The sequence below is a fragment of the Nostoc sp. CHAB 5836 genome, from assembly GCF_020829445.1.
Taxonomy (GTDB): domain Bacteria; phylum Cyanobacteriota; class Cyanobacteriia; order Cyanobacteriales; family Nostocaceae; genus Nostoc.
In genome coordinates, this window is the sequence record NZ_JAIVFV010000023.1 from 33,380 (window position 1) to 55,412 (window position 22,033).

At 41.8% G+C, this 22,033-nt stretch carries 18 protein-coding genes; 12 read left to right on the forward strand and 6 right to left on the reverse strand.

The window, feature by feature from the left end; all coding sequences use genetic code 11:
- Positions 1–4 precede the first annotated feature (4 nt).
- On the forward strand, positions 5–859 hold the full coding sequence (locus LC605_RS07240; protein WP_229546879.1) for an HIT family protein: 855 nt from the start codon (positions 5–7) through the stop codon (positions 857–859).
- 230 nt (positions 860–1,089) lie between these two features.
- Here LC605_RS07240 and LC605_RS07245 read toward each other — a convergent pair whose 3' ends face one another.
- Positions 1,090–1,935: a Uma2 family endonuclease gene (locus LC605_RS07245; protein ID WP_229546880.1), complete on the reverse strand. Its 846-nt coding sequence runs from the start codon at positions 1,933–1,935 to the stop codon at positions 1,090–1,092.
- A gap of 1,381 nt (positions 1,936–3,316) precedes the next feature.
- Between LC605_RS07245 and serA the strand changes: the two genes are divergently transcribed.
- From serA to LC605_RS07270, 5 genes are all read left to right on the forward strand, one after another.
- On the forward strand, positions 3,317–4,897 hold the full coding sequence (gene serA, locus LC605_RS07250) for a phosphoglycerate dehydrogenase (RefSeq protein ID WP_229546881.1): 1,581 nt from the start codon (positions 3,317–3,319) through the stop codon (positions 4,895–4,897).
- 263 nt (positions 4,898–5,160) lie between these two features.
- A complete protein-coding gene (prmA, locus tag LC605_RS07255) occupies positions 5,161–6,081 on the forward strand; it encodes a 50S ribosomal protein L11 methyltransferase (protein ID WP_229546882.1) in 921 nt (306 codons plus the stop codon).
- Positions 6,082–6,154: 73 nt separating this feature from the next.
- Positions 6,155–6,730, forward strand: a complete 576-nt coding sequence (locus tag LC605_RS07260; RefSeq protein ID WP_229546883.1) for a TIGR04376 family protein — start codon at positions 6,155–6,157, stop codon at positions 6,728–6,730.
- A 656-nt stretch (positions 6,731–7,386) separates the two neighbouring features.
- Positions 7,387–8,454, forward strand: coding sequence for a DMT family transporter (locus tag LC605_RS07265; protein ID WP_229546900.1), 1,068 nt, complete (start codon positions 7,387–7,389; stop codon positions 8,452–8,454).
- Positions 8,455–8,740: 286 nt separating this feature from the next.
- Entirely contained in the window at positions 8,741–9,883 is a 1,143-nt protein-coding gene (locus LC605_RS07270) for a peptidoglycan-binding protein (protein WP_229546884.1), read from the forward strand.
- A gap of 429 nt (positions 9,884–10,312) precedes the next feature.
- Here the strand turns inward: LC605_RS07270 and LC605_RS07275 are convergent, their stop codons facing one another.
- The 3 genes from LC605_RS07275 to LC605_RS32845 form a co-directional block, all read right to left on the reverse strand.
- A complete protein-coding gene (locus LC605_RS07275; protein WP_229546885.1) occupies positions 10,313–10,768 on the reverse strand; it encodes a DUF2141 domain-containing protein in 456 nt (151 codons plus the stop codon).
- A 271-nt stretch (positions 10,769–11,039) separates the two neighbouring features.
- Positions 11,040–12,599: an ammonium transporter gene (locus LC605_RS07280; protein WP_229546901.1), complete on the reverse strand. Its 1,560-nt coding sequence runs from the start codon at positions 12,597–12,599 to the stop codon at positions 11,040–11,042.
- Between the two features lie 496 nt (positions 12,600–13,095).
- A complete protein-coding gene (locus tag LC605_RS32845; protein ID WP_267868450.1) occupies positions 13,096–13,230 on the reverse strand; it encodes a hypothetical protein in 135 nt (44 codons plus the stop codon).
- A 409-nt stretch (positions 13,231–13,639) separates the two neighbouring features.
- Here LC605_RS32845 and LC605_RS07285 point away from each other — a divergent pair, with 409 nt between their 5' ends.
- The 6 genes from LC605_RS07285 to LC605_RS07310 all read left to right on the forward strand — a co-directional run bounded on the left by LC605_RS07285 (position 13,640) and on the right by LC605_RS07310 (position 19,682).
- Positions 13,640–14,125, forward strand: a complete 486-nt coding sequence (locus LC605_RS07285; RefSeq protein ID WP_229546886.1) for a glutathione peroxidase — start codon at positions 13,640–13,642, stop codon at positions 14,123–14,125.
- Positions 14,126–14,257: 132 nt separating this feature from the next.
- Positions 14,258–15,082, forward strand: a complete 825-nt coding sequence (locus LC605_RS07290) for an SDR family oxidoreductase (RefSeq protein ID WP_229546887.1) — start codon at positions 14,258–14,260, stop codon at positions 15,080–15,082.
- A 22-nt stretch (positions 15,083–15,104) separates the two neighbouring features.
- On the forward strand, positions 15,105–16,034 hold the full coding sequence (locus LC605_RS07295; RefSeq protein WP_229546888.1) for an alpha/beta fold hydrolase: 930 nt from the start codon (positions 15,105–15,107) through the stop codon (positions 16,032–16,034).
- A 77-nt stretch (positions 16,035–16,111) separates the two neighbouring features.
- Positions 16,112–16,846: a redoxin family protein gene (locus tag LC605_RS07300; RefSeq protein ID WP_229546889.1), complete on the forward strand. Its 735-nt coding sequence runs from the start codon at positions 16,112–16,114 to the stop codon at positions 16,844–16,846.
- Positions 16,847–17,636: 790 nt separating this feature from the next.
- Entirely contained in the window at positions 17,637–18,878 is a 1,242-nt protein-coding gene (locus tag LC605_RS07305; protein WP_229546890.1) for a hypothetical protein, read from the forward strand.
- Positions 18,879–18,914: 36 nt separating this feature from the next.
- Entirely contained in the window at positions 18,915–19,682 is a 768-nt protein-coding gene (locus LC605_RS07310) for a phosphatase PAP2 family protein (protein ID WP_229546891.1), read from the forward strand.
- Positions 19,683–20,033: 351 nt separating this feature from the next.
- Here the strand turns inward: LC605_RS07310 and rtcA are convergent, their stop codons facing one another.
- Both rtcA and LC605_RS07320 read right to left on the reverse strand, forming a co-directional pair.
- Entirely contained in the window at positions 20,034–21,095 is a 1,062-nt protein-coding gene (rtcA, locus tag LC605_RS07315; RefSeq protein ID WP_229546892.1) for an RNA 3'-terminal phosphate cyclase, read from the reverse strand.
- Between the two features lie 311 nt (positions 21,096–21,406).
- Entirely contained in the window at positions 21,407–21,889 is a 483-nt protein-coding gene (locus tag LC605_RS07320) for a tetratricopeptide repeat protein (protein WP_229546893.1), read from the reverse strand.
- Positions 21,890–22,033: the final 144 nt, after the last annotated feature.

Below are 22,033 nucleotides of genomic sequence, written 5' to 3' on the forward strand. Positions count from 1 at the left end.
TTCCATGAAACAGCAAAAAAATCAATTCAGTCATCTGACTGCGATCGAAAGAAGTTATCTATCATTTCCGGCGCAGTTTTTATTAAATCAAAACCTGTTACAAGGCAAAATACTAGACTTTGGTTGTGGCTTTGGTAATGATGTTAAAATATTACGCCAAAAAGGTTGTGATATTACAGGCTATGACCCTTATTATTTTCCAGAATATCCTGATGCTAAATTCGATACAATAATTTGTTTTTATGTTTTAAATGTTTTATTTACTGAAGAACAAACTAATGTTCTGATGGAAGTATCACACTTATTAAAACCAGGAGGTAAAGCTTATTATGCTGTAAGAAGGGATCTCAAAAAAGAAGGTTTTAGAGAACATTATGTTCACAAAAAACCTACCTATCAGTGTATTGTCAAACTTCCCTTCACTTCAGTTTGTTTAGATGAACATCGTGAAGTCTATGAGTATGTTCACTATAATCATCAACGCAATTCATCTAATTATTGTATATTTTGTAATCCCCATAAAAGTCTCAAACTATTAACTGAATCAGCAACTGCTTATGCAATTTTTGATGGCTATCCTATAAGTAAAGGACATATTCTGATTATTCCCAAACGTCATGTTAGCAGTTATTTTGAGCTACCACTTAAAGAACAATCTGCTTGCTGGTTTATGGTGAACAAAGTACAAGAAATTCTCAAAGCAGAATTTAAACCTGATGGCTTTAATATAGGAATAAATGTCAATCGAGCCGCAGGTCAAAATATTATGCACGCCAGTATTCATATCATCCCTCGTTACAAAGGCGATACTATCTCTACTAAAAGTGGAATCAGGAATGTTATTCCTAAAAAGCAATAGTTTTTTACTGACAGCTTTTAGTAGCAAAACCGGATTTAAGTAGGTCGGCGCAATTAAAGCTAACTGGTGATGGCTGTCATTTGTCCTTTGTCATTGGTCACTAGTAAAGATTTTAAGGTTATTTACGTTTCGTCACATAGTTTGATTTATTTTCACCGACTTACTTCTAGCAAATACATAAATCTGAAAAACCCGATTTTTCAGTCTTGTTGAAAATATCGCAAAATGTTTCAACCCAGGTTATCTGGATCTATTCCCAGCGCTCTTAATTGTTCTGTTAATTGTTGCACTCTTTGTTCTGCTTGTTGAGCGCGTCGCGCTTCTTGTTGAGCGCGTTGCGTCTCTTGTTGAGCGCGTTGTGCTTCTTGTTGAGCGCGTTGTGCTTCTTGTTGAGCGCGTTGTGCTTCTTGTTGAGCGCGTTGTGCTTCTTGTTGAGCGCGTTGCGTCTCTTGTTGAGCGCGTTGTGTCTCTTGTTTTACTTGTTCTGCGGGCGTGAGATACCGTTGTCCTTGCTCATCATACCAATACATCCATTCTCGCGTTACACCGCAATAATTTCCCCTTTCGCAACCAATTCCTAAGCCAATCTCTGGTAGCCAAACGGGGTTTCCCTCTTGCAATTCATACTTACCATTAACTAACTTATGTACTTCCAGATGCGGTTTACGGCGGCGACGAGAGGAATAAATCACGTAATAAAGTACACCTAAAGCCTCATATTCAGCCAATTTAGTAGTGTATTCTTTGCGATAATTTTGGGAAACTACTTCTAGGACGAAAATCGGTATAACATTTTCATCCCACAACACATAACTAGGACGCAGTTCCTCATCATAAAATCGCTCTACCCCTAAGCTCAAAAACCCATCTGGCACAATGGGCGGTTTATCGGGGTGATAATAAATACCCATATCTATCCCAAAGAGCCAATCCATGCGTTCTGACCAAAGTATCAGCAGGATCGCCTTCAGCAAGCCTGGTATCAATTCTTGCAGTTCGTTATCCACAGGCGTTTCATCAGAGTCTGGTAGTTCCTCGGCTGAGGGCAAGTACCTTGGCAAGTTGTACTCTAACATGGCTGGTTTCCCCAAAACTCAAAGGATATTTGGCTCTATTTGGCTCACCAGAATTATAGCGATTTCTCTCCTAGCGATGTGACTATAGCCTGACAATTCAGGTCATCTGGAAAACCTCACTTTTATTTCTCTCTTCCTTTAAGAGGATGTTTGAAAAGTCCTCTTCTCAGTTACAAAACGTTTTTGATCCCCCTAAATCCCCCGATAAATTGGGGGACTTTGATTCTTCCCCCCTTTTTAAGGGGAGCCAGCGCGGTCTTCTCCCAAGGGGAGACGCTTTAGCGCATGGGGGTTTCCCCCATGAGCAACTGGCGTGGGTTAGGGGGGATCAGAAGTGCCTAAAGTCACAAGGAAACACTTTTCAAACATCCTTTAACCTCGACTTTATCCATTTTTTGCCAACGCTCAACTTGACGCTGAAACCTCTGTGCTACGGTAGTTCTACTTTTTCGATTTCACCGATAATCAGTGACATGGAAAAAGTTTTTGCCAAAAAGCTAGGCTTTGGTCATATCAAGAGAGCCAAGTTCTTAATTTTGGATAAAGTCGAGTTAACGAGAGAGACTTTTAATTTCCCCCTTACAGCATCGGCCTCCCCAATGCAGTGACTCTTCCTTTTAGGAGAGAGGTCAAAACTGTATTGCACCCAAGGGAGAACTGCTATAGTAGTCTGTCTCATTAGTTGCGAGGCGTAAACGAGTTCGTAGTCAGGACTTTAGTCCTGGTTTTTTAAGCACTCAAGTGCTTACTACAAACTCTCAAAATTAGCTTGACAAATTACTAGTTTACTCTGTATGTTAAGTACTCTACTGACACTAATTAGTAGCTTTTAACTACTATACAATCTTAAATCTGCTGAAATCATGAGCAAAAAAAATTATTTTATACCTAAATTCTAACTCTCACAATCCGATTATCTCGATGATGCAATGTTTTGCTTTGACTAAGGGATACCACTTGTGGTATTGAAAAACAGACAAGACTAAACAGATATAATAGTTACTAGCTAGTTTCCTGATTGTGCATGGCATTGCCTCATCTCAAGTCTCACCCCAGTCAAGAATACAAGCGTTTATAATCCACCAAGGAAGTTCCTTCAGCCGATAAAATTTTGGTAACTCTTAACTATTAATAAATATATAGGTGCTTAGTGCTATTAATGCTTTATATTTAGCAACAGGGTGGTGCTAACAGCCACTCATCTTCAAATACTTAGGAGGCAGTACCACCGGAAGCAACTTATGCTTCCATACCGTTAGCACGTAGTGTAAGTAAAGGTTAAGTTGATATTCAAACGAATAATTTTTGCTGAATTACGACAGATAAAGACTAAACTAAAAAGTCTTGTGCAGCAAAACCTGTAGCTTTAAATGAAATAATCATGTCTAAGGTTCTTGTCTCCGATTCTATAGACCAAGCTGGGATTGACATTCTTTCGCAAGTTGCTACCGTTGATGTCAAACTAGGTCTAAAACCAGCAGAATTGATCGCAGTTATTGGTGAGTATGACGCGCTGATGATTCGTTCTGGTACGCGCGTCACTCAAGAAATCATTGAAGCCGGCACCCAGCTAAAAATCATCGGTCGTGCTGGTGTAGGTGTAGATAATGTGGATGTTCCCGCCGCCACCCGCCGGGGAATTGTGGTAGTCAATTCTCCAGAGGGAAATACAATCGCTGCGGCTGAACACGCCCTAGCGATGATTTTGGCTTTATCTCGCCACATCCCCGATGCTAACGCTTCGGTGAAACGCGGTGCGTGGGATCGCAATAGCTTTGTTGGTGCGGAAGTCTACAAAAAAACTCTCGGTGTTGTCGGTTTGGGTAAAATTGGCTCCCATGTTGCGGCTGTAGCGAAGACAATGGGGATGAAGCTTTTAGCGTATGACCCTTTTATTTCTACAGAGCGAGCCGAACAAATTGGCTGTCAGTTAGTGGAGCTAGATTTACTCTTCCAGCAAGCAGACTATATTACCCTACACATCCCCAAAACCCCAGAAACCACCCATCTAATCAATGCTACAACCCTGGCAAAGATGAAACCCACGGCGCGGATTATCAACTGTGCCCGTGGTGGAATCATTGATGAAGTAGCTTTAGCAGCAGCTCTGAAAGCTGGTAGAATCGGGGGTGCAGCCTTGGATGTGTTCGAGTCAGAACCACTGGGTGAATCTGAATTGCGATCGCTAGGCAAAGAAGTTATCCTCACCCCCCATTTGGGAGCCTCTACCGCAGAAGCTCAAGTAAATGTGGCTATCGATGTTGCCGAACAAATTCGCGATGTACTTTTAGGACTACCAGCACGTTCAGCCGTCAACATTCCCGGACTCGGCCCCGAGGTGTTGGAAGAACTCAAACCTTATATGCAACTAGCAGAAACTCTAGGTAATCTGGTGGGACAGCTAGCCGGCGGACGGGTGGAAGTACTCAATATTCGACTGCAAGGGGAACTCGCGACCAACAAAAGTCAGCCTTTGATCGTAGCTGCCCTCAAAGGACTACTTTACCAAGCTTTGCGGGAACGAGTAAATTACGTAAATGCCAGCATAGAAGCCAAAGAACGGGGAATTCGGGTGATTGAAACCCGCGATGCTTCCATTCGAGACTATGCCGGCACACTGCATCTGGAAGCCACGGGTACTTTAGGTACTCATTCGGTCACAGGCGCTTTGTTGGGTGAGCGGGAAATCCACCTCACCGACGTTGACGGTTTCCCGATTAACGTCCCACCCAGCAAATATATGGTGTTTACTCTACACCGCGATATGCCAGGGATCATCGGTAAACTTGGTTCCCTACTCGGCAGTTTTAATGTGAATATTGCTAGTATGCAAGTAGGTCGTAAAATCGTCCGTGGTGATGCCGTAATGGCTCTGAGTATAGATGACCCTTTACCAGAGGGCATTTTGGATGAAATTATCAAAGTCCCTGGTATTCGGGACGCGTATACAGTAACACTATGAGTGCTGAGTCAAGAAAAGTTAAGTAGGTCGGCGCAATTAAAGCTAACTGGCTAATGCTGTCATTTGTCCTTTGTCATTGGTCACTAGTAAAGATTTTAAGGATATTTACGTTTCGTAACATACTTTGATTTTTTCGCGCCAACTTACTTAGGAGTGAGTAGTGAGGAGTTAAAAGTTAAAAAGGAAAACTCCTAACTCCTAACTCCCAACTCCCTCAAACTCACCACGGGCTAAAGGCCCCGCTAGCGATAACAGCACTAAAGATGGCAAATACCTGGTGGGAACTACAGATTTTATGTGAGCCAGACCTCGAAGATTCAATCTTTTGGCGACTGGAAGATTTTGGTTGTCGGGGTACAGCTAGTGAAAACAAAGGAAATTCATCTTTAGTAAAGGCTTATCTACCGACAATTCAAACAGAACTATTAGATTTGGCAGCGCTGTCGCTGTGGTTGCGTCAAGATGCTCTCTGTGTAGGTGTTTCATCTCCCTCACTACAATGGCAGTTAATTAATGAGGAAGATTGGGCGACTAGCTGGAAACAATATTGGCATCCGCAAGAAATAGGCGATCGCTTCCTAATTAACCCCGCTTGGCTACCATTACCAGAAACCACGGAACGGTTAGTAATTCGTCTTGATCCTGGTGTAGCATTTGGTACGGGTAACCATGCCACCACTCAGCTATGTTTAGAATCCCTGGAAATGCGGCTGAGTGGAGTTTCTCAGTCCTTTGTGGGTAATAGTGGTAAACATGAACATCTGGTAATTGCGGATATTGGCTGTGGTTCTGGTATCCTTTCCATTGGGGCGCTGCTATTGGGAGCCGAGAAAGTCTATGCAGTGGATACAGACCCTTTAGCCGTGCAATCAACTATCAGCAATAGTGCCCTAAATGACATTAGCTCAGAACGTTTATTACCTGCACAGGGAAGTGTAGAGGTTTTGACGAAACTAGTTGACAAACCAGTAGATGGCATCGTCTGCAATATTCTGGCGAACGTAATTATTGAATTAATTCCAGAAATGAGTGCGATCGCTAAACCTGACACTTGGGCAATCTTTAGTGGTATTTTACTAGAACAATCTAAAGCTGTTGCTGACGCTTTAGAAAAACATGGTTGGATCGTCGCTACCCTGTGGAAACGCAAAGAATGGTGTTGTTTAAATGTACGGCGTTCTTAAAATTTACATTCCCGCCCACAATGATAATTACTACAATAAAATAGTCACGCACCCGATCTCTGGAGTTCTAGCAGTGGGCTTATTTGATGATTTGAGTCGGTTTCTAGAAAACCGTTTAGAAGAATTCTTGCGCAACAATCCACATTTGGAGTTAGAAGCGCTGCTAGAACAGCTGCGTGAGCAAGAAGAAGACACATTAAAGCTGATCGCAGATTTACAATTACAAGAGAAGCGATCGCAAGAAGAAATTCTGGCCACCGCTCAAGAAATTCAGCGTTGGCATATCCGTGTTCAAAAAGCCAAAAACGCTGCCAGAGAAGATTTGGCGACTGCGGCCGGTGAACGAGAAGCAGCCTTGTTGCGCGAAGGAAATCAGCGCTGGGGACATATGCAAGGGCTGAAAGAACGCATTCAACAATCTCAGGAACTACTGCGAAAAATTCAGCAACGGCGACAGGAGGTGCAAGCTAAAGCAGCCGTTGCACAAACAGCCCGTGCAAAAGCGCAAACCCAGCAGCGTTTTGAAACCATTGGTTGGTCGAATCAAACTAGCAGTTATTCTAGTGGTTTTGATGACTTAGAAGAGAAGTTCCGTAGCTGGGAAACTCAGGATGAGTTAGAACAAATGAAGCGTAATCAGCAAAAATAAAATAACCGTGTAACCTATTAGACATCTAGTGAAATTAAATATGCGTTACCCAGAATCCTTGTATAGACGTAGCAGTGATACGTCTATCCAATTCCCTTTCACCAGATATCTATGTGGCTATACGGATAATTTAGGTCATATGGAAAACCTCTCTTCTATTTCTCTCTCCTAAAAGGAGAGAGACTTTGAATTTCCCCCTTACCGCATCGGGAAGCAGAGTGGTTTCATACAAGCAGAGAAAAACAACAACTGGGTTTCAAAGCCTCTCCCCGTTTCGGGGAGAGGAATGGAAGCGGGGTAAAAAGCCATGCCACAAAACGACAAATCAAGACTTATGTATTTTTATTTCTTCGTATGAAACCACCCTGGTGTCGGGAACTTTCAAGGGTAGGTTTTTTGGAATCTCGAAAATAGTTGAGAAAATTCTCAACTATTTAACGTGGTTTAGTCGTTTCAGAATTTTTAAATCGGGTGAAATAGTCAAAAAATGACCAAATACAAAATACCTACCTTTGTAAGGGTGTTAGGTTTTTCGTTGACTTTTCCACATGACCTGAATTGTCAGCCCAGACGCTACGCGATCGCAAAACTACATAATTCGGTAAAATTGGGTAAAGCAATTTTTGCGCTTGTTAAACAAAGGCATCAGCAAACCCATGCAACTGAAACTCAGTGCATCTCGACTTCCCTTCGCCCCCCTTCTGTTAATTGCCCCCTTTTTCCTATGGGGGACAGCAATGGTAGCCATGAAAGGAGTAATACCCCATACCACACCGCTATTCATGGCGGGGGTGCGTTTGATACCAGCAGGGATGTTAATTCTGATTGCAGCAGCGTTCATGGATAAACCCCAGCCCAAGGGTTGGGCTGCATGGCTGTGGATTGCCTTATTTGCCGTAGTAGATGGGACGCTGTTTCAAGGCTTTTTGGCAGAGGGATTAGTCAGAACTAGCGCGGGGTTAGGGTCTGTAATGATTGACTCACAACCCTTGGCTGTTGCGTTGCTGTCGCTGTGGCTATTCCAAGAACACATTGGTTTTTGGGGATGGCTGGGGCTAGGCTTGGGAGTTACAGGTATTAGTTTAATTGGCTTACCTGATGAGTGGATTTTACATTTTCTCGACTCAGGCGCAAATATCACAATTGGCAACTGGCAAAATTTGTTTGCTAGTGGCGAATGGTTGATGCTGTTAGCAGCCCTATCAATGGCAATAGGGACAGTATTGATTCGGTTTGTATGTCGGTATGCTGACCCAGTAACCGCTACGGGATGGCACATGATTTTGGGTGGATTGCCACTGTGGGGAATTTCATCAGTTGTCGAATCCCAGCAGTGGGAGAATTTAGGAGCATCTGATTTAGTGGCTTTGGGTTATGCTACTGTATTCGGCAGTGCGATCGCCTATGGGCTATTCTTCTACTTTGCCTCTAGTGGCAGTCTCACCAGTCTTAGTTCCCTCACCTTCCTCACACCCGTCTTTGCCCTACTATTCGGCAATCTCTTCCTCTCAGAAGTCCTCAGTACCTTGCAATGGGTAGGAGTATTTCTGACTTTAATCAGCATCTATCTCATTAACCAACGTGATACTTTAGCAGGACAAAATGACACAGTTACCGTCGGCGAAATAGCTAATATACAGCAACCAGTATTAGAAGCATCTGCTAAAAAATTGAACCCTATAACCTTAGCAGTTAGAGAATCAGAACCAGAAATTTTACCCTAAGTACAACATTTCATTAATTCGTAGCGAATTCTCTTTGCGTTCCTTTGCGCTTCCCTTTGCGAACCTACCCTGCGGGAAGGCGAAGCGCCTATGCGTTTAAATTTCAACCCTCAATTGGCCACGATTTTATGCTGCATCTGTACTAAGAGGATGTTTGAAAAGTCGTAAAGTATACTAGAAACCCCGCTTCCAGTCCTCTCCCCGTTGGCGTCAGCCTGTCGTTAGACAAGGGTCGAGAGGCTTTGAAACCCCCATTCTTTAGCACCTTCAAGCTGAAACTTGCAATATGAGGCTATGCCGTTCCTCAATTCTGATACTTACCTGTTTTTCTTGTGTGGGTTTTTACCCAAATCGCGCAAGTACAGCCACACCTAACCTAGCACCTGAAATCTTAGAACTTGCACAAGCCAGTTCGAGAGTTGCTGCTAGTCCGGCTGTTTTAAGCCTCGGTAGTCAGGGGTCAGATGTGCAGAGATTACAAACCCAATTAAAGCAGTTGGGATATTACAGTGGTGTAGTAAATGGACAGTACAACGCCAGTACCGAAATCGCTGTAGCTAAATTCCAGAAAGTAAAGGGCTTAAAAGTAGATGGGATTACGGGTCTGGCGACTATGGGGAGACTGCAAGCAATTTTGGCAGCTAAAAAACAGATGGTCACCTCTCCAATTGTCACCTTTCCGGCTCCGACTTCTCAACCAACTGCAAAACCCAAGCCAACGGAGAGAGGCTTTGTCTGGTGGTTAATATTTGCCATAGGAATTCTCGGATGTATGGGCGCACTCGTTTACCTGCTGAGGTGGTTTCGTGAGGTCAAACGAGTTCAAAAGTCAGAAATATTAGAAAATGAAAGTTTAAGTGAAGCCAACAAATACCCGATTACACTACCATTACCAGAGACTGCAACTAGTCTACAAACAGCTACAGCACAACTTTCCACACAATTGTTGCTACCAGAAAAAACTTCCCGTCTTGTTAAACTCAATATCGTTGACGAATTAATTCAAGACTTACGCAGTTCTGAGCCAAGGAAGCGGCGCAAGGCTATTTGGGATTTGGGTCAGCAGGGAGATTCGCGGGCGATTCAACCTATGGTTGACCTGATGATTGATGCTGATTCTCAAGAAAGCAGTTTAATTTTGGCAGCTTTGGCAGAAATTGGCACCCGCACCCTCAAACCGATGAACCGTGCTTTAGCAATTTCAATCCAAGATGAAAGTCCACAAGTGCGTCAAAATGCGATTCGTGACCTGACGCGCGTTTATGACATGATGGGTCAAATGAGTCAGATGTTGCACCATGCGCTGGAAGACCCAGATGCCGAAGTGCAAGCAACAGCACGATATGCTTTAACTCAGATGAATCGGATGCGTGGTTTACCAGAACAACAGAGTCTAGCGGAAGATTCACGCAACGATTCAGGAGAATAGAGACCAATACGCTTGGGTTAAGGCTAAAATCCTTTGTCAAAGTCAATTTTTTTGACGAACCACAGAGGCGCAGAGGACACTGAGAGAAGAAAGAAATGCTTAACCCAAGCGTATTGGAATAGAGACCTCTTGCAAAAGTCCCTAAACCCCACCCCCAACCCCTCCCCGCTTGCGGGGAGGGGAGACAAGGCGTAGCTTTGGCTGTTTGGGGTTCAAATTGTTTGATTTATGCAAGAGGTCTAAGAAAGAAATGCTTAACCCAAGTGTATTGAAACAGGTGTTATGTCGGGGTTTGAGACCTAGTTTGTGTACTGTAGACATAGGAGTGAAATTAAATATGCCTTACCCAGAACCCTTGTAGAGACGTAGCACTGCTACGTCAAAACAATTCTTTTTCACCAGATGTTTTGTACCAAGTTAAAATCTGCTCTAAAAATATTTCAACTGGATTTGAATATTAGTATCTGGGCCCGCCACTAAAAATACTGCTTCGCTAAATTTGGGCGCTCTGGCGCGAATTTCTGGGTTGCTGGAAAATCCAAAGCCTTCGCTTGGTATACCAAAAATATTGCTATTGAGAGCGCGGTCATTATTTTGATCGTGGAAGACAGCAACGGCGTACCTACCTGGTTTCAAGTTATCAAAGGTAATGGGTAAGGGAGTGTCCGTAATCTTGGTACACTGGTTTTGTAAAACGCGATCGCCATCGCCAGGAAATCCTTTACTACTAGCAAATATACTCGCACAGACTTGTCCTTGTTTATTCTTCAATCCATCAATTTCTACGGTGAGTTTGCCGTTAAAATTTGCCTTGGCACTAAATGACCATGCCAGATTTCCCAGAACTGCCAATAGCAGCATACTAACTCTCAATCCCTTAAGCATAAAATTTTTACAAGTAAAATAAGTTTTGCTGAAATTAAGTTTTTACTTTAATTCAGATCACGCAGACTCATAGTGACATTATTCGGCCAATACTCGCAAGCATCCTGTTATATTTCGTCTCTATATTTGTCTAAGTAGGTGCGTAGAGCTAGCTGTATGCACCTACCTATGTATCTGTGTCAGGTATTTATTTAGACGAAAAGTAGGAGGTATAAAACCCCCTACTTTTCCCAGCTTGGATAGAGAATTTTGCGAAATCTTTTTGTTTTAGCTAAAATCTCCCAATTGAGCTTTGTTCTTCAGAAAATCCAGTTGCATCACCTTCTTTGAGAAATCCACTGTAGGCTTCCATGCCGTGTTCGCCGATATCCAAACCTTCTAGCTCCTCTTCTTTGGATACTCTAATACCTAAAGTTGCTTTGAGTACTAGCCAAAAGATACTACTAAGTAAAACCGTGAAACCACCTACGGAGACAACGCCCAGTAGTTGAACACCGAACTGCCCAAATCCACCACCTGCAAATAAACCTTTTGCTGGGCCAAGTGCCTCACCATACCAAGAATAAACACCAGGGCCAACAGACCATAAACCCACTGCAAGAGTTCCCCAGGTACCACAAACTAGGTGAACTGAGGTAGCTCCCACCGGATCATCAATGCCAAGTTTGTCAAAGAATGTTACAGAGAAAACTACCAGTACTCCAGCAATCAAGCCAATGATAAAAGAACTGCCAATACTGACGTAGGCACAAGATGCTGTAATCCCAACCAACCCAGCCAAAATACCATTGATAATCATTGACAAGTCTGGTTTACCTAAGTACAACCAAGCGGTGACGGTGGCTGCAATCCCACCAACGGCACCAGCCATGTTGGTTGTTAAAGCAATGTGAGTAATCGCACCAGGATCAGCAGCCATCACAGAACCAGGGTTAAAACCAAACCAGCCCAACCAGAGTATCAAACAGCCTAAAGTGGCAATACTCATGTTGTGACCAGGCATAGCAACGACTTGCCGATCTTGATATTTACCAATGCGTGGCCCAAGAAATGCTGCTCCCATTAAAGCTGCCCAGCCACCTACGGAGTGAACCACCGTAGAACCGGCAAAATCCCAAAAGCCTTTATCTGCTAGCCAACCAGCCCCCCAAATCCAGTGTCCGGTAATGGGGTAGAGAATACCTACAAGTAACAGGCTGAAAATTAAGAAGTCAACAAACTTAATTCGTTCGGCGACTGCACCAGAAACTATTGTTGCGGCTGTCCCAGCAAATACTAGCTGGAATAAAAATTTGGCAGCTAGGGGTACACCAGCCCAACTAATGCCATCGAAGACACCTTTATAGGCTTCTCCTGTGGCGGGACTGTTATCTGCACCTCCTAAGAAAAACCCATTCAATCCAATGAAATCGTTGCCATCACCAAACATTAAGCCAAAACCGATCGCCCAAAAGGCAACGGTGGCTAGAGCAAATACAATCAAGTTTTTGGAAAGAACGTTGACAGCATTTTTCTGGCGACAGAAGCCGGTTTCTAACATACAAAAACCAGCGTTCATGAAGAACACTAAAAAGGCTGCGATCGCAACCCATAGGGTGTCAATAGCAACTTTGAGTTCTGCTGTCGTTGGCCCTGCGGCTGGAGTTTGGGCAACTGCGACATAACCCCAACCCAACACAATCAGACAAGCTAGAGGTAAACAAGCTTGCCAACTGGGAGAGAGTCCCTTAATCAGATTAGATAGCTTGACCTGGGAATTGGATTGTGAGTTGATAGCGTAATTTCTTGCAGAAAGATGCCTATTTTTTGTTTTCGATTTTTGTTTGTACATGAATTTGAGCGTCATCCTCCAAACTATCCTTAAACTAGGGAAAAACTAGCGTCCGAAGTGATCACCAGTGGTTTTTGATATTTTTTTGTTTAGACCACTTCTTTAAAAGCCCGAAACTTAAATAACCTTAATAAGAGTTTAAGAAACTATTGGCATATCTGTAAATATTTTTTATAGTTCTTCGTAAGAAAATTATGATCTAATTTCTAAAATAGTCAAGTCTTCTTCACTTAATCTTTAATATTTTCAAAAAGACATAGGAGTGAAAATGAATCTAGAGACGTAGCACTGCTACGTCTCTACAAGGGTTCTGGATAACGCATATTTAATTTCTATCCAGATGTCTAAAGAATTTTTGGCGGGAAAATTGCCCAAAATTTTCTTGTCTATATAATCTCAATAAAAAATACAGTAGGAAGTGGCAAAGGATCTGTGCAATCTGTATTATGTCTACCTGACAATGGCTGGTTTTCAGCTAAAAGCGTGATTGTTCGCTCTATTCGCGGTTAGGGCGATTTTTGTCTTCTTCTTCAAGAAATTGCTTGATCGCATACACATCAGACCATACGGATGCGCCGTGTTCGTAGGCATTGATCCCAATGCGATCGCCTTCAGCATGGACATCCTTCAAAGAAATTATGAGACTACTTCCTGTTTCACTTTTGGTAAATTTATGCGTGAATGGATAATTTTGGTAGATTATCTATTTAGTTAAACCAAAAAACTGTATCGCTAAATACATTTTACCTTTTGTGATGAAATATAGTTTTGGATGCAACATATCAAGCAACTAAGTAAAGGGGAAAAATTATCACTGTGTAATAAAATGTAATACCAGTAAAGAGCTTATGAATGAATCGTTCTAATCTGTTTACAAAACTCAACATATATTGATTTGATCGCGCCCACCTACTTAATCAACCGAACATGATATCAGTTAAACTCACAAGGTTAACAAACCTAATTTCCTTAAATAAACTGGGTTTAGAGTACCTGTAATATGGGAAACTTGGCAATATTCTCTATAAACCAGATTCAAGATGAGTAACACAATTTCAGATATTGCAGTTAAGACTATCAATGGTGAGGATAAACAATTAAACGACTACACCGGAAAGGTACTCTTAATTGTGAATGTAGCATCCTACTGTGGTTATACTTCTCAATACGAGGCCCTAGAAAAGTTGAACCAGAAGTATGGAGAAGCAGGGTTACGTATTTTGGGGTTTCCTTCCAACGATTTTGGAGCGCAAGAACCAGGAAGCAATGAAGAAATTGTGCAATTCTGCACGAGTAAATATGGTATTACTTTTGAACTATTCGATAAAATTCATGCCAAAGGTTCCCAGCAGCATCCACTTTATGAGCGACTTACCAAAGCCGTTGAACCAACGGGAACTGTTGCTTGGAACTTTGAAAAATTTTTAGTCAATAAGCAAGGTGAAGTGGTAGCTCGATTTAATAGTAGTGTCCAGCCAAATTCACCAGAGATCATTGCCATAATTGAGAAAGAATTAGCAAAATAGTCATTAGGTAAAAATTTTTGTAAAATTAACTATTGACTGTTCACTCTGGGCTGTTAAATTTATTTACACCCAGTCTCTTAATTGAGAATATTCTCTCAATGAGTAGTTTAATTTATTTGTGTCTAATTTGTCATGAACGTTGCAATCATTGGTTGTGGTTATGTTGGTTATAAAGTTGCTCAATACTGGCAGCAAAAGATGAATTTTGTTGTCAGCGTAACCACAACTTCCCCTGAGCGTGCCCCTGCACTACAATCAGTATCACAAAGAGTTGTCGTTACCTGCGGTAATGAGTTAGAGAGCCTAAAATCAGTTTTACAAAATCAAGATGTTGTACTTTTGAGTGTTGGTGCAAAAACTAGGGAACTTTATGAAGAAACTTATTTACAAACTGCCCAAACTTTAGTTTCATTCTTACAGCAGATTAAGAGTGTGAAACAATTAATATATACAGGCAGTTATGCGGTGTATGGTGACAGAAATGGTGTATGGGTAGATGAAGAAACACCCCTTGCCCCCCCTAATTTAAATGCACAAATCCTCCGAAAAACAGAGGATGTGTTGCTATCAGCATCTAGCGAAAATCTCCGTGTTTGTATCTTCCGCTTAGGAGGGATTTATGGAAGTGGTAGAGAACTGTTGAAAATATTTAGTAGATATTCTGGTGCAACCCGTCCGGGAAATGGCGAGGATATCACAAATTGGATTCATCTAGATGATATTGTTGGTGCGATAGAATTTGCCCGTCACCGTCGTTTGCAAGGGATTTACAATCTAGTCGATGATGCACACCTCACCAGCCGAGACTTGCTAGATACCTTATTTGAAAAACATAATTTACCCAAGGTTAAATGGGATACATCTATCAAGAGTAACCGCCTATATAATGCTTGGGTATCGAATGAAAAGCTCAAAGAGGCTGGATACCAGCTGATTCATCCACAGATAATTTTTTAGCAAGTATTAAAAACTAGGAATTATGCAACCATCTACTGTAGCTAACACAACCTATTTTACAGCATCTCCTAGCCAGTTTTATCGTTGGCAAAATTATCGTTGCGCCTACGAAGTTTATCAACCAATTAATCCAACACCAGACGGTATTCCCTTACTTCTAATTCATCCGATTGGCGTAGGATTGTCGCGGCAATTTTGGCAGCGATTTTGTCGGGAATGGTATAATAATGGTCAGGGTAATTCAATTTACAACCCTGATTTACTAGGATGTGGTGAAAGTGATATGCCTCATGTAGCTTACACTCCTAGTGATTGGGCAGAACAGTTGCAGTACTTTTTACAAACAGTAGTGCAAAAACCTGTTATTGTAGTGGTACAAGGTGCTTTATTACCAGTTGCCATCGAATTAGTCCAAAAGGAATCAAATTTAATTGCTGGACTGGTACTTTCTGGGCCTCCAGCGTGGGCTTTGATGACAAATAAATCACTAGAATGGCAGCAGAAAGTTATTTGGAATTTGTTAGATTCGCCTTTGGGAAATGCTTTTTATCGCTATGCACGCACCCCAAAATTTTTACGTTCTTTCTCGACTCGTCAACTCTTTGCTTCTGAAAATGCTGTGGATGCAGAGTGGTTGAATACATTGGTTGCAGGTGCAGAAAATCCTGAGAGTCGTCATGCAGTATTTTCTTTTTTAGCAGGGTTTTGGCGACAGGATTATACTAGTTCTATCACCTCTATTCAGCAACCAACATTAGCCGTTATGGGCGAAACTGCATCGAGTATTAGCCAAGACAATAAAAAAGAAACACCAGATGAACGCTTGGCTGACTACCTCGCTTGTTTGCCTCAAGGTCGAGGGATAAAAGTAAATGGGCGTAATGTTTTACCCTATGAATCAACTGCTGAATTTGTAGGAGCGATCGCCACCTTTATTAATGAAGTGTCTTAGCCGATTGATAGTTACATTATACCAGTTCTCCCATGATAGGTTATGACTGGAATTGATTACTAAAGGCAAGGAAAATTATGTTCACCAATCGCCGAGGGCAAAGAGTTCCTAATGTTACTTTTCATACTCGCCTGAACAATGAGTGGATGGATGTGACAACCGATCAGCTATTTGCTAATAAGACAGTGGTTGTCTTCTCCTTACCAGGTGCTTATACTCCGACTTGTTCATCAACTCATCTCCCTGGTTACAACGAGTTGGCTGAGATTTTCAAACAAAATGGTGTTGATGACATTATCTGTATTTCTGTGAATGATGCCTTTGTGATGAACGAATGGGCAAAGGATCAAGAGGCAAAAAATATCACACTAATTCCTGATGGTAATGGTGAATTTACGGAAGGCATGGGGATGCTGGTAGATAAATCAGACTTGGGGTTTGGGAAGCGATCGTGGCGCTATTCTATGCTGGTAAGAGATGGTGTAGTTAACCAGATGTTTATTGAACCAGACGAGCCAGGAGATCCCTTTAAGGTGTCCGATGCTGAGACAATGCTAAGATACATCAACCCCCAAGCAGTGAAGCCTGAACTCGTTTCTCTATTTGCAAAAGTTGGTTGTCCCTTCTGCGCCCGTGCTAAGGCGATGCTCAAGGAACATGGCATTAACTACGAAGAAATTACCTTGAGTAAGGATATTACCACACGCTCTTTACGAGCAGTTACAGGTGCAACAACAGTTCCCCAAGTATTTATCGATGGTAAATTAATTGGTGGTTCTGAGGCGTTAGAAGCCTACTTCGCTGCTAAATAGGGTTCAGTTGTAGCGTAGCACAGCCATCAACTGTGTTAACTTGAGGTGAAAGTCATGAGATTTTTGACCTCAGCCTGATTTGTGAGAATTGAAAGCCATAAATACCTGACTTTTTTGAAAAGTCGGGTATCTTAATTTCCAATACGCTTGGGTTGGGGCTAAAATCCTTTGTCAAAGTCAATTTTTTTGACGAACCACAGAGGCGCAGAGGACACTGAGAGAAGAAAGAAATGCTTAACCCAAGTGTATTGGACTATAACCCAATACGCTTGGGTTAAGGCTAAAACTCTAAGTAAAAGTCAGTTTTTTAACGAACCGCCATCGCGTAGCGTCTCCCCTTCTCCCAAAGGGAGAGGCTAGCGCCAAGGGAGAAGGACGCCAAGGACGCAAAGAGAAGAAAGAAATGCTTAACCCAAGCGTATTGGACTATAACCTTTTCTCAGTCGTCTTGAGACGATTTTCGCTATTAGACTGGTGAATTCATTCTGAGGCGGGCTAGATGAAAATGAAATAGCCCTGATGCTTAACCCAAGTGTAAGTACGTTGGTGCGAAAAAAGTCAAGTATGTTACGAAACGTAAATAAGCTTAAAACCTTTACTAATGACCAATGACAAAGGACAAATGACAGCCTTAGCCAGTTAGCTTTATTTGCGCCAATCTACTTATTGTCTTAATTTCTGGTCAGTAGTTAACAAATCTTAAGATGAGTAGGTGTATTTTTGCCCAGTTACTCGGTACTGATCATCTAAAATTGATTCTCATTGAATTTCCATTTATTTAAAAGACAATATGTTTGCCAGAATTCGCCGAATTTTGAGTCAATTTTTAGGTAATTCAAGGACAATCAACAACGAACCGCTGAATAAAGTGAGTTTGATTGTCATTATTTTGATTGATATTTTTATCTTAATTAATGTTTTTAGCGGAATCGATGATATTAGCCGATGGTATATAAGTCCGACTGAGGCTTATCCATGTTATTCAGAGTGGCAAAATTACCGGACAAAAACCACTAAAGATAAAGACTATGAAATTATTAAACTTTCATTGTTATCTTACACCAATAATCAACTAAGTTTTCAGCGAAACTATCAACAAGCCGAAACAGGACATCTGGGTAAGGTTTCTAAAACGTGCTTGCAATATGCAGATTACAAAGATAAGGTTAATAACCCTGAAAAGCAGCAAATCATCAAAACTATTGATCAGAAACAAGCAAAAATTAGTAGGTTTGAACAAGCTAATAGCACGATTAAATCTCAGTATGACTCAACGCTTTTAGAAAAAATTGCAGGTCAGGGTCGTGAACAATCAATTAATCAAGTCAGTGCTGAAAAAGCTAAACAAGCACTAGAACAAAATAATCGCCAAATCTCTACTCTTAAACAAGAAAATTCTACTCTGAAAAATGAACTGCTTGCCAAAGCGGAAAGCGTTAATTTTCTGGCCTTTCTTCAAGATGAAAATCAATTCCAGCAAGTTGATAAAGGCTATAAGCAGGCATCATTTTGGTATCCAAGTATCCAGCTAGCTTTTCAGTCTCTTTTTCTGTTACCACTGATTCTCATTGCCTTATTAGTTCACAAATTTGCCCAAAGAAGAGGATACGGACTAGTCTCTCTAATTAGCTGGCATTTGCTAGTTATCTTTTTTATCCCACTCATTGTTAAAATATTTGAATTTCTGCAAATAGGTGCAATATTTAAATTTCTCTTTGAGATCATTAGCGCCATTTTTGGTGGATTAGTTTTCCTAATAAATTATATTTATATCTTGCTAATTCCCATTATAGGTTTTGGAATTATCAAGTTTTTTCAAAAATTTGTTTTTAATGCTAAAGTCCAAGCAAGCAGCAGAGTTCAAAAATCACGCTGTGTCAATTGTGCCAAGAAAATTCGACATCTTGATACTTATTGTCCGCACTGTGGTTATTATCAGTACATTGAATGTCAAAACTGTCATAATCTTACTTATAAACATTTGTCGTACTGTAAACATTGTGGAACTTCTCAAGATTCCAGTAATTTCTAATCAATGAAGTCGTTGATCAGTCTTTTGAATTTAGATATGGAAAAGCTGAAAACAGTCAAGAAAGAGAGTCAGTCACCGCTTTCTTTTCTTAAAAACCTCTTGATTGCCCGTTGGCGATCGCTATTACTCCTCTTAATCGGAGTATATTTACCTTTGCAGGTCTTTGAAATCTTGACAGTGAAGGTATGGGAGAATGAAGCGGGCTTCCCGTGGGATGTGCCGATTCTGTTAGCAGTTCATTCTACAGCCAACCCACAGTTAGATGTTTTAGCTCTCACCCTAGCGACAATTGGGTTACCTTGGACGGCGATACCGATTTTGGGTGCGATGGCACTTATATTATCACTACAAAGACGCTGGCGATCGCTAGCTTATTTACTCACCGCCTCAGTGGGAAGCATCATCATCAATGGCACAGCAAAGCAATTAATGCATCGAGTGCGTCCACAATTGTGGCAGTCCATTGCACTTGAGTCTAGTTTTGCATTTCCCAGCGCTCATGCCATGACCAGTATAACTCTGGTAGCAATTTTGTTATTCTTCACTTGGGCTAGTTCTTGGCGCTGGTTGGTTCTCATATTCGGCAGCTTATATGTCATAGCTGTTGCGTGGTGTCGTCTCTATCTGGGGGTTCATTTTCCCAGTGACATTCTCGCAGGTTGGATGGTTGCATTAGGTTGGACAATTGGCGTTAGTCTAATTATCAAACCCTATACAACTCAAGTCAAATCCGTAAATGGCGATCGCCCGGAAGATGAAACAACCTTACTCCCTGAAGAAAAAAAGTTGATGACTAAGGAGTGAGGGCAATAGGGTTCGGTTAAGAATATTTGTAGATTTGGTTGAAGGTCGTCAAACCCAACAAACCTGACAATACGTACCCTAAAAAAGGGGGGAAACTCTCAACGCTATAAGTGCTGAATAGCTTTGAATTGACTAAGTACAATATTTCATAAATTCGTAGCGAATTCTCTGCGAACCTTTGCGTTTACCTTTGCGAACCTTTGCGTTTAAATTTCAATCCTCATAGGACTTACGCAAAGGCAACGGAAAACGAACCACAGAGGACGCAGAGGCCACAGAGGAATCAGAGTTTGAGAGGGTTTTTGCGTAAGTCCTACCTCAATTCGCCACGATTTTATGCTGCATCTGTACTTAGGATTGAACACTAAGTCTAGTCAAAGGCATTACTGACACTATTTTATCAGCTTCATCTACCGTGATTTGCGCTAGCCCAAATTGTTCAATTACTGCTGCATTTGTCGTCAAATGTCTACTTATTTCAGCTACCCGATACTGACTTCCCTGCGCAGCTAAAGCAGCTGGCAATAATAACTGGTCTGCTAAATGTTCATCTACTGCTGCGCCAGTTTGATGAAACTCAAGCAGTTGCTGACAAGCAATTTCTGCAACTGTTTCCGCCGACAACCGTAATCGCCCAAACCCACCAAAGCCAGTTAAGCTGTTCTGATATTCAGCAGTTAAGAAAATACCCGCCCCAGGTGCGACACCTCTTTCTCGCAAGGCGTGTACAGCAACTTTCAAATGGGCTGACCGTAACAAATTTTCGGCACGATTTGCCATCCGTTGGGGAATATGAGAAGGCAATTCCGTCACCACTGCTAGTCCCCGCACCTGTTGTAAATCTCCCCGTTCTAACAAGTTGATTCCGCCGACGTTACCACCCCCATCCACCTGTAACTCCACCTCTCCCCCACCTTGGGGAAACCACCCCCAAGCGCCTAACTTGACTTGGGCTTCCACTCCCATGCGTTGCAATATTGGCAAATAAACTTGCTCAATGTACGTCACTGTCGGGCTAAAATTTACATGAGTTCCACCCTTTAGTGTTACTTGGGAATTGCCGGATGCGAGTGCCAAAGGTAAAAGAATTGTCTGTAAAACTAGAGCGATCGCACCCGCAGAACCACCTTGTTGTGCTTTACTAACATCAAAGGTATAAATTCCAGCTTGCACAGCACTACCTGGAATGAATTCCAGCACCATTGAACCCAAAGCATCACCCCGTAATTGGGCATTACAAATTCTCGCGGCAGCCCGAACTGCTGTCAAGTGTTGTGCTGCTAATCCTGGCTTTTTGCGTCCAGCGCGAATGCCTGTAATCCTTATGGGTTCGGCAGTGATGGCGGCTAGACTTAAGGAAGTGCGAAGAACTTGTCCGCCTCCCTCTCCGTAGGAACCGTCAATTTCAATCATGGGCGATTTTGGGATGGTGGATTTTGGGTTATGCCCACGGCTCTTAAAATCAAACCACACATTATAAACGCTCAACAGCGAGCTTTTTCGAGGGAGGTTACACAAATATACAGAGAAAGTTTGATATGTGTTTCTATAGTTTGCTAATTCGGCAAGGGTTTTAATTGCTGGGTTGGGATGTGCAATAAGACACCAAGGGTCTTTCTTTTAAGCTGTCTTTGTTTGAATTCGCATCTAGGATATTTAGCCCATAGCATTTCTTTTGTACAAGACGCTACGTGAACATTTTGAATGCGTGAATTTTGAATTGCTTATCTGCCGTTGTAGCTGAATCTAAATGTACATTCTAGAATCAACTTTTGATTCACTAGCGAATAGGGCTGAATTTCTAGAGCGCGTTGAAAAGCTCGAATAGCTTGACCATACTCTGCTAGTGCCGCATAACACAAGCCCATACCGTGAAGTGCCCCAAAATGTATTGGATTTATCTGCACAACCATCTGACAATCTGCCAAAGATTTTTGATAATCACCAACACTGTAATAGAGGAAAGCCCGACGATTCCAAGCTTCAGCAAAATCTGGCTGCTCTTTAATTAGTGCTGTCAGTGCTGTTTCAGCTTCAGCAATTTCACCTGCATCCAGCAACTTTTGACTGCGGTCAATTATTTCCAGCCCATAGATACCCTTTTGCTGAAACCAAATCCGCCAGATTTTTCTGGTTGCCTTTTCGCGGACTGTAGCATCCGGGTTTTTCAACTCTTCAAGTAAGGAATTGATAGATAAAGAATCCATGAATTTGAGATCAGTGAATATACCTTTGTATTAACTTTCTCACAAATTATATCTATTAAATCATTTTTAAAGTCATCTTTAAATTTGCGGTCATTAAGTGCTAATTATGAAAGTTCTGTGTGTTTGTTCTATTTAGTAATGCGA